Source organism: Peribacillus sp. CSMR9 (genome assembly GCF_033141925.1).
Taxonomy (GTDB): Bacteria; Bacillota; Bacilli; order Bacillales; family DSM-1321; genus Peribacillus; species Peribacillus simplex_A.
In genome coordinates, this window is the sequence record NZ_JAOPHO010000051.1 from 23,717 (window position 1) to 31,786 (window position 8,070).

General features: G+C 40.9%; 8 protein-coding genes and 1 pseudogene. 7 read left to right on the forward strand and 2 right to left on the reverse strand.

Going from position 1 to position 8,070, the window contains the following annotated elements; all coding sequences use genetic code 11:
* Position 1 precedes the first annotated feature (1 nt).
* The 3 genes from N9I19_RS18460 (at position 2) to N9I19_RS18470 (ending at position 2,012) form a co-directional block, all read left to right on the forward strand.
* Positions 2-673 (forward strand): NUDIX hydrolase, encoded by a 672-nt coding sequence (locus N9I19_RS18460; protein ID WP_317778624.1) that lies wholly within the window; start codon positions 2-4, stop codon positions 671-673.
* A 350-nt stretch (positions 674-1,023) separates the two neighbouring features.
* On the forward strand, positions 1,024-1,485 hold the full coding sequence (locus N9I19_RS18465) for a YjfA family protein (protein ID WP_411730524.1): 462 nt from the start codon (positions 1,024-1,026) through the stop codon (positions 1,483-1,485).
* An 83-nt stretch (positions 1,486-1,568) separates the two neighbouring features.
* Positions 1,569-2,012 carry a DUF2690 domain-containing protein gene (locus N9I19_RS18470; RefSeq protein WP_317778628.1) on the forward strand — a complete coding sequence of 148 codons (444 nt, stop codon included), beginning with the start codon at positions 1,569-1,571 and terminating at the stop codon, positions 2,010-2,012.
* Between the two features lie 55 nt (positions 2,013-2,067).
* On the opposite strand, the gene N9I19_RS18475 is transcribed toward N9I19_RS18470, so the two are convergent.
* Positions 2,068-2,592 carry a methylated-DNA--[protein]-cysteine S-methyltransferase gene (locus N9I19_RS18475; protein WP_089363801.1) on the reverse strand — a complete coding sequence of 175 codons (525 nt, stop codon included), beginning with the start codon at positions 2,590-2,592 and terminating at the stop codon, positions 2,068-2,070.
* On the reverse strand, positions 2,579-3,178 hold the full coding sequence (locus N9I19_RS18480; RefSeq protein ID WP_317778625.1) for a bifunctional transcriptional activator/DNA repair enzyme AdaA: 600 nt from the start codon (positions 3,176-3,178) through the stop codon (positions 2,579-2,581). Before N9I19_RS18480 ends, N9I19_RS18475 begins: the two co-directional genes overlap by 14 nt.
* Positions 3,179-3,402: 224 nt before the next feature.
* Here N9I19_RS18480 and N9I19_RS18485 point away from each other — a divergent pair, with 224 nt between their 5' ends.
* The 4 genes and pseudogenes from N9I19_RS18485 to N9I19_RS18500 all read left to right on the forward strand — a co-directional run bounded on the left by N9I19_RS18485 (position 3,403) and on the right by N9I19_RS18500 (position 7,957).
* Complete coding sequence (locus tag N9I19_RS18485; protein ID WP_317778629.1) at positions 3,403-4,311, forward strand: DNA-3-methyladenine glycosylase family protein; 909 nt, start codon at positions 3,403-3,405, stop codon at positions 4,309-4,311.
* Between the two features lie 648 nt (positions 4,312-4,959).
* A pseudogene (locus N9I19_RS18490) lies at positions 4,960-5,242 on the forward strand (collagen-like protein); the annotation flags it as partial.
* Between the two features lie 433 nt (positions 5,243-5,675).
* Positions 5,676-7,256: a sensor histidine kinase gene (locus N9I19_RS18495; RefSeq protein WP_317778626.1), complete on the forward strand. Its 1,581-nt coding sequence runs from the start codon at positions 5,676-5,678 to the stop codon at positions 7,254-7,256.
* Positions 7,257-7,267: 11 nt separating this feature from the next.
* Positions 7,268-7,957: a response regulator gene (locus tag N9I19_RS18500; RefSeq protein ID WP_317778627.1), complete on the forward strand. Its 690-nt coding sequence runs from the start codon at positions 7,268-7,270 to the stop codon at positions 7,955-7,957.
* Positions 7,958-8,070: the final 113 nt, after the last annotated feature.

Here is an 8,070-nt window from a genome sequence, read left to right on the forward strand (position 1 = left end):
CATGGAAACCGAGTTGTTGAAAGTATTCGATTCCGATCACATTCAAATCGGCGTGGCTCCGCGTGAGGAAGTACATAGATTGGGGCATTGGCATGAGGTTTTCCATTGCTGGTTTGCAAGTTCGGAAGCAGGAGTGGATTACCTATATCTTCAGCGTCGTTGTGCGATGAAAAAAGATTATCCGAATCTATTGGATATAACAGCTGCCGGTCATTTACTGGCTCATGAATCGGTATACGACGGAGTCAGGGAGATTAAAGAAGAAATAGGCATTGACGTTTCCTTTGACGAGTTGGTTCCATTAGGGATTATTGAATACCATCAAACGAAAGAAAATTTCATCGACAAGGAACTGGCAAACGTCTTTCTATATGAAAGTGCACATTGCTTCGATGATTTCACCCTGCAGCCAGAAGAGGTTTCCGGGATGGTGAAGGTAGTACTGAATGACTTCGAAGAGCTTTGGACCGAAGCGAAGGACAAAGTGAATATTAAGGGATTCGAAATGAATCAAGAAGGCCGTAGGATTATGATCGATCGATTTGTTGGACGAGATGAGCTCGTGCCGCATGATCTTTCCTATTATGAAAGCATCATTAGATTGATCAGAGAAAACTTATCGAAGGCTCAGGTTCTGGCCTTGCTAAATGAAAATAAAGCCCCGACAAAATGATTCGAGTTTTGTTGGGGCTTTTCTCTATTTTAAAAAACATTAAGTACATCGACCTGTGTCTTTTCCCCGTTCAACTATAGCCTATTAGCCCGTTTTGTCTCAAACGCGACATTCATATGTCCATAGTTGTTCCCGGATTTGTCGTGAATTGCTCATAGGCATAATGACTTTGTCCTGTGGTGATTCAGTTGATAAAGGGAGACATATCAGACGTATAAATGATGGCAGGGTTCAAGTTAAAGGAGGTTTTCTGTAAATTTTCATGAACTAGGGAATTTATCACTTGTAAGAATATTACAAAATTGTAAGATGAACAGTGTATAAATTTTGTTAAGGGGATGAGTGAAATAATGAAAAAAATGGTTTTATGTATTTCATTTTTTGTAGCTTTTTTAGTCCTTTTTGGCTCCCTTGATTTTTTTGCCAGCAAAGCATCAGCAGAAACACACACCTATGATGGAAAAAGTCCTTACTATAATAGTTGTGCAAATAGCGCAGTCACGAAGAAGTCAGTGAAAATTTATGCCAATGGTGCTTCTGCCAATTTGGAGTTGAAATTCAGCACAACTTGCAAAACGGCTTGGGCAAAGATCACTTTAAGCAGACCGGCTAAAACAGATGGGGAGGCAACGGCATTGGTTGTCCGAAATACTGATAATAAACAATTTAGCTGTGCATCTCCTGGAGGAAATGGTGAAATAAATAAAGGTCAAACGACATGCTATACACCTATGGTATATGATTTAGATCCTCGAAAAGCTCAAGCAGTTGCATACTGGCCATATACGGCAGGCGAAACTGGCTGGTATTAATGAAAAAGGAAAGCCTTCATCTATTTTTATGCAAAGGAAGGATGAATGAATTGAATAAAAGGCTTAAAATGATAGGTTTATCCATGGTGATGACCTTGTCGATGTTTCTTGTCGATTTTGGATTTGGGAAAAATCAGGCCCTGGCCGAAACACATACTTATGATGGCAAAAGCCCTAACTATGATAGTTGTGCAAGTTCGGCGGTAACGAAGGATAAAAAATGGATCGATTCCAATTCGTACGTAGAATTGAAATTCAGCACTGTCTGTAAAACCGCCTGGGCAAAAGTGACCGTAACACGCCCCGCCGTATACAACCATGAAGCGGATGCCAGGATCGTCCGAAGTACTGATGGTAAGGCCTATACATGCGCCAGTTCCGGGGGCAATGGTGTTGTGAATATCGGGCAGACCTCTTGCTATACACCAATGGTATATGATTTGGACCCGCGCAAAGCACATGGCCAAGGGATACATGCGATTCCTAATAGTGATGCATATAAAAAAGCGGTGACCATCTGGTACTAAGAAACAAAGGATGCTTTTTTTGGCGGTCCGATTGAACTCACGCCTTATTCATTCATCACCGCTTTTTTTGTGCTTCCAATTCAAGTAGATATTGTTTCATCTCCGTACCCCCTCGGTAACCGGTAATGGCCCCGTTTTTCCCGATTACCCGATGACATGGCACCGTGATCAGAACAGGATTGGCACCAATGGCCGTTCCGACCGCCCGAACAGCGGAAGGTCTTTTGATGACTTGGGCAATGTCGGAATAGGAACAGGTTTTGCCATAGGGTATTTGATTCAGCGCTGCCCAAATTTCTTGTTGAAAGGGCGTACCTTTTACATCTGCTGGAAGAGAGAAAGTCTGCCTGGTTCCTTCGAAATATTCTAGGAGTTCTTGTAGATAGGGTGTTAACTCTTCTTCATTTTCAACAAGGCTCGCCATTGGAAAGCGTTTTTGTAGCCAAGCCTTCAGTTCTTCATACGATTGACCAGGAGAGCCTACATAGCAAAGTCCTTTTTCCGTCTTGGCAATATATAATTGCCACTTATCATAATGCAGTATGGCCCATTCAATGGTTTGTTCTTTAACATTCTTCATCTTGTTCACGCTCCTTCGCTTGAGTCTTGAGATAAGCTTTCCGGTATCCTGAAGGGGTATTCCCCATTTTCCTTTTGAATAGCGTCAGGAAATAGGGTGTGCTTGAGAACCCGACAGCCAAGCCTATTTCAGTTATTGGCTGTTCGGGATTTTCAAGGAGCCTCATTGCTTTTTCAAGGCGAAGCCGTTGAATGTATTCAGTGGGCGATATCCCCTTCACACGCTTGAATGATCGTTGTAAATGATAGGGGCTGCCGTGGGAAATATCCGCCAATCTGTTCAATGTGAGGGGTTCTCTGTAATGTGTGTCGATCCATTCGGCTATTTGGTCAACCCATTCTTCTGTCGGCAAATTCAGTCCTTCCGGTTTACATCGTTTACAAGGGCGGAAATCTTCTTCCAAAGCCATCATGGCATTTTTGAAAATCTTCACGTTTTCCTTATTAGGCACCCTGGATTTACAGGAAGGCCTGCAAAAAATGCCTGTCGTTTTTACCCCATATAAAAAATGATCATCATATGCTGCATCACAATCAATAATGGCTTTCCAATATTCATTCGGGAAATCTGCTTTTTTCGGATTCAACACATTCACCTCTTCTTTAAGTATACAAGAAAGGGTTGATATACAAACATTTTGATAATATAAAAGCAAGATAACGTAATTATTCAATTAGTGGAAAGTTAGGGGAGAAGACTATTGGTCTGTTAAAATAAGGGAGTTGAATGAAAAAGAAAAGAGCAAGATAACGTATCCATTTTTCATTACAATAAAGCTAAAGGAGGGGCAGAATGAAAGAGACATTATCAATGGACGAAGGCATGACTGAATTGAGAATACGTGCACCAAAAGAGTTTAGTTTTTCGGAAAACCTTAAATACTTATCAAGATCCTCCAATGAATGTCTGTTCGAAATTGTTGATCAAAAAATTTATCGTGCACTTGTTGTCGAAAACGAGACACTTTTAGTAGAAATCAGTGCGATGAATGAAACGGAGCTGACCGTTCGGTTTCCTGGACGAACAGCACCGATGGATAATCAGGTAAAGGATGCTGTTTCCCAATACGTTCGTCACTGGTTCGATCTTGAGACGAATCTTCTTCCTTTTTATGAGCTGGCCCAAAATGACCCTTTATTGCAAAAGCCGGTAAGCCAATTCTTCGGTTTAAGAAATATAGGCATCCCTGATTTATTTGAAGCGATTGCCTGGGGAATACTTGGACAGCAGATTAACTTGACTTATGCCTATACCTTGAAACGGAGGCTTGTGGAGGGGTTTGGTGATTTTGTTGAATTCGAAGGAAAGCAATATTGGCTGTTTCCAAAGCCTGATGTAATCGCGAAATTGACGGTCGAAGATTTTGCCGATTTGAGGATGACGGTGAAGAAGTGTGAATATTTAATAGGTGTTGCGCAACTGATTGCAGAAGGGGAACTTACAAAAGAAAAGCTGTTGAATGCAAAGGATGTAAAGGAGGCTGAAAAAATGCTTACCAACATACGGGGTATCGGTCCGTGGACAGCGAACTATGTCTTGATGCGCTGTTTGCGTTTTCCCGCAGCCTTTCCCATCGATGACGTCGGGCTGCATAATTCCATGAAACTGGTCATGGAAACGGAAGCAAAACCAACGAAAGCGGAAATCCTGAAACTATCGGAAGCATGGGCCGATTGGGAATCCTATGCGACCTTCTATTTATGGAGATTGCTATATTGAATTAGTATATATTTCAACATCGGAGATAAAACTGCAGGTTCCGATGATATATTTCTACTTTCGGAGATAAAACTGTGGATTTCGTCGATATATCTCTAAATTCGGAGATAAAACTGTAGATTTCGTCGATATATTTCAATTTTCGGAGATAAAACTGCAGGTTCCGTCGATATATTTCAATTTTCGGAGATAAAACTGCAAGTTCCGTCGATATATTTCAATTTTCGGAGATAAAACTGTAGGCTTCGTCGATATATTTCTACTTTCGGAGATAAAACTGCAGGTTCCGTCGATATATTTCTACTTTCAGAGATAAAACTGTAGATTTCGTCGATATATTTCAATTTTTGGAGATAAAACTGTGGATTTCGTCGATATATTTCTACTTTCGGAGATAAAACTGTAGGTTCCGTCGATATATTCCAATTTTCGGAGATAAAACTGCAGGTTCCGTCGATATATTTCAATTTTCGGAGATAAAACTGTGGATTTCGTCGATATATCAATTTTCGGAGATAAAACTGTAAGTTACGTCGATATATTTCAATTTTCGGAGATAAACCTGCAGGTTCCGTCGATATATTTTAATTTTCGGAGATAAAACTGCAGATTTCGTCGATATATCTCTAAATTCGGAGATAAACCTCGCCTCAATTTCCAGGACCACCGCCGGGTTCGGAAGCACCATCGGCTCCCCCACCGAGCTTTATCCCTCAACAACAATCGGCTTCAACATTTGCTGTAGATCCAGGGGCCATTTCCTTTTGTCTGTTCAGGAATACGTTTATATGGCTAAATAATGGTGCGAGTTTCTGGTATTATCCCATTTTTGTCGGTCCGCGATCTGTTGCAGGCTTTAAGATGGAACGGCAGGTTCTGGACGGTTTTTGGCATTGATACAAGACAAATCAATTCTTTTACCTGTTTTTGAAAATGCTCAAAGGAGATGTTTCCTTTGAGCATTTTAGGTTTCAGACTGTTTTACTTTCTTCCAATAAGAAAAGATATGGTAGCAAGACAGAAGCAGGACTATCCAAAGAAAGCCTATCGTTGATCCGTCCCCCTTAAGCGGTCAACACTCCCACTAGGGAAAGGAGATACAAGGTGTAAAACAACTGCTCCTTGATCCTCACATCATGATCGTGTGACTTTTTTTCTTTAATAGGAAACTGAGAAATAAACAAAAAAATCATAAATAAGCAAAAGGGTGATGATCATAGAAATTTATTTCGCTTTTTACATAATGAAATAAACGCAAACTACGGTTAGTAATCACAATGTTCAATATTTAATAGAAATGGTAAAATCATTATGCTCCTATAAAATTTAATGAATGAATATGAAAAAAGAGGATGCTGTTGAATATGAGGAAAAAAGTATCGCTGGAAACCAAGATTCTCGGGTTGGTCTTATCGTTGAGCCTGTTTTTGATTCTCTTATTGACGACTTCTTTTTCCTATATGGAAGGAAGGCAAATAGTGAAGGATAAAGGTCAATTGGCGTTGGAACTTTCAAAGACGATTAGCTTCATGCCTACAGTTACAGAGGCCTTTGAAACGGATGATCCCGCCGGCATAATCCAGCCGATTGCCGAAAAGATTCGCAGGGAAACAGGGGCTGAGTTCATCGTTGTCGGGAATAAAGAGGGCATTCGTTATTCCCATCCGCTGGCTTCCGAAATTGGGAAGCGGATGGAAGGCGGAGATAATAGCAGGGCCATTCGGGATGGTGAATATTATGTTTCTGAAGCGGCAGGATCACTTGGTCTATCCATTCGGGGGAAGTCACCGGTATTCAATAAGGATGGAAAAATAATTGGTATCGTCTCGGTCGGTTTTTTAGTGGAAGATGTCCGCGCCCAGATTTTCAAAGATTTGTCCAAAGAGATGATTGTATCTTTAGTGGCCATCATGATATCGATCATTGGCAGTTATATGCTTGCAAGGAGCATACGTAAAGATACATTGGGGCTGGAACCATTTGAAATCGCCAATTTATATAAAGAAAAAAATGCAGTACTTCAATCGGTGAAAGAAGGGATTCTGGCCATTGACCATAAAGGGTTGATTACATCGATGAATCAGCCGGCGAAAAAATTGCTGGATATTAAAGAGTCCGTACGCCATTTGAACGTGGATGGCCTATTTCCTTCGAAATATTTATTCGAGGTGTTGAAGTCCGGTGAACCGCAAGTGGATAAGGAGATTTCATGGAAAGATAAATCCGTTATTGTGAATTGTACGCCAATCTTTGATTGTGAACGGGTAAGCGGTGTTGTCGCTTCGTTCCGTGATCGAACGGAAATTGAGGAAATGGTCAACACATTATCGGAAGTGAAGATGCATTCAGAGGATTTAAGGGCTCAAACCCATGAGTTTACCAATAAACTATATGTTCTATCAGGATTGATACAATTAGGGGAATATGATGAAGCGATAGATATGATTCAAAGCGAAACCTCCGAATTGCATTCCCTGAACCGTGTCGTGTTCGAACAGATAAAGGATACAAAGGTACAAGCCCTGTTGCTTGGAAAGATAGGGAAAGCATCGGAAAAGAAAATAATCTTTGAAATAGACTCACAAAGTTACCTAGAGAAACTTCCGGATCATATAAAATTGTCACAACTAACATTGATTCTGGGGAACATTGTCGATAATGCACTTGAAGCGGTTTCAGGAATGGAGGAGCCACTTGTGAAATTTTTCGCCACCGATATCGGAAATGATATGGTATTTGAAGTGAGTGATAACGGAAAAGGAATACCGGAGGATGCTATCGCCCATATTTTCGATCGGGGTTTCACATCGAAAAAGAATGAAAGTCCGAGTGGGTATGGTCTTTCGAATGCTGATCGTGTCGTAAAAGAGCTGGGCGGCATCATCGAAGTTCAAAGCGAGGGTGAAAACACCATATTCACCGTGTATCTTCCTAAAGAACAGTGAGGAGGGAAAGAATGCTGAAGATAAGAGCAGTCATCGCAGAAGATGATTTTCGAGTAGCGGATATCCATGAAAAATTCTTGAAAAACTTTGATGAAATAGAAGTGGTCGGAAAAGCTGTCAATGCAAAAAAGACGCTTCGGATTTTGGAGCAAAAAAGCCCTGATTTGCTTTTGCTTGATGTATATATGCCAGATCAGCTTGGAACAGACCTTCTTCCGGATATAAGGCAGAAATTCCCGAATGTGGATATCATCATGATTACCGCGGCAACGGATAAAGAACAACTTGAAAAGTCGCTTCACTACGGAGTAGAGAATTATTTAATAAAACCAGTTGAAATGAAGCGCTTCAACCAAGTAATCGAAGAGTATCTTAAGAAAGCCCATCTGATGAAATCCAAACAAGAAATAGACCAGGATTTTGTTGATCTCATTTTGAAAAAGGGAACTGCCGCTTCGGAAACGAACGATGGGCCCGCTTTACCGAAAGGGGTCGACGAAATCACTTTGACGAAAGTGATCGAGGTACTTGAAGCAAGCGATATCGGTTTGTCGGCTGAGCAAGTGAGCGGACAAATCGGCGCTTCCAGGACAACCGCGAGACGCTATCTGGAATACTTGATATCAGTAAAGAAATGTAAAGCAGAAGTCGTATACGGGGTAGTGGGAAGACCTGAGCGGAGATATTATAAAATTCAATAGAATTAAGTGAGAGACACCTTCAAGATTGAAGGTGTCTCAGGCTGTCGACAAAGTCGACAGCTGTTTTTTATAAAAAGTTTAGCAACAATATATTGTGTCCTTCTTTCAAATTT

Excerpts from the sequence above, each read along its gene's own strand:
- N9I19_RS18475 (WP_089363801.1), bottom strand. The coding sequence starts at position 2,592 with ATGAAGAATGTTAAAGAACAAACCATTGAATGGGCCATACTGCATTAT.
- N9I19_RS18500 (WP_317778627.1), top strand. The coding sequence starts at position 7,268 with ATGCTGAAGATAAGAGCAGTCATCGCAGAAGATGATTTTCGAGTAGCG.
- N9I19_RS18485 (WP_317778629.1), top strand. The coding sequence starts at position 3,403 with ATGGACGAAGGCATGACTGAATTGAGAATACGTGCACCAAAAGAGTTT.
- N9I19_RS18495 (WP_317778626.1), top strand. The coding sequence starts at position 5,676 with ATGAGGAAAAAAGTATCGCTGGAAACCAAGATTCTCGGGTTGGTCTTA.
- N9I19_RS18470 (WP_317778628.1), top strand. The coding sequence starts at position 1,569 with ATGGTGATGACCTTGTCGATGTTTCTTGTCGATTTTGGATTTGGGAAA.
- N9I19_RS18460 (WP_317778624.1), top strand. The coding sequence starts at position 2 with ATGGAAACCGAGTTGTTGAAAGTATTCGATTCCGATCACATTCAAATC.
- N9I19_RS18465 (WP_411730524.1), top strand. The coding sequence starts at position 1,024 with ATGAAAAAAATGGTTTTATGTATTTCATTTTTTGTAGCTTTTTTAGTC.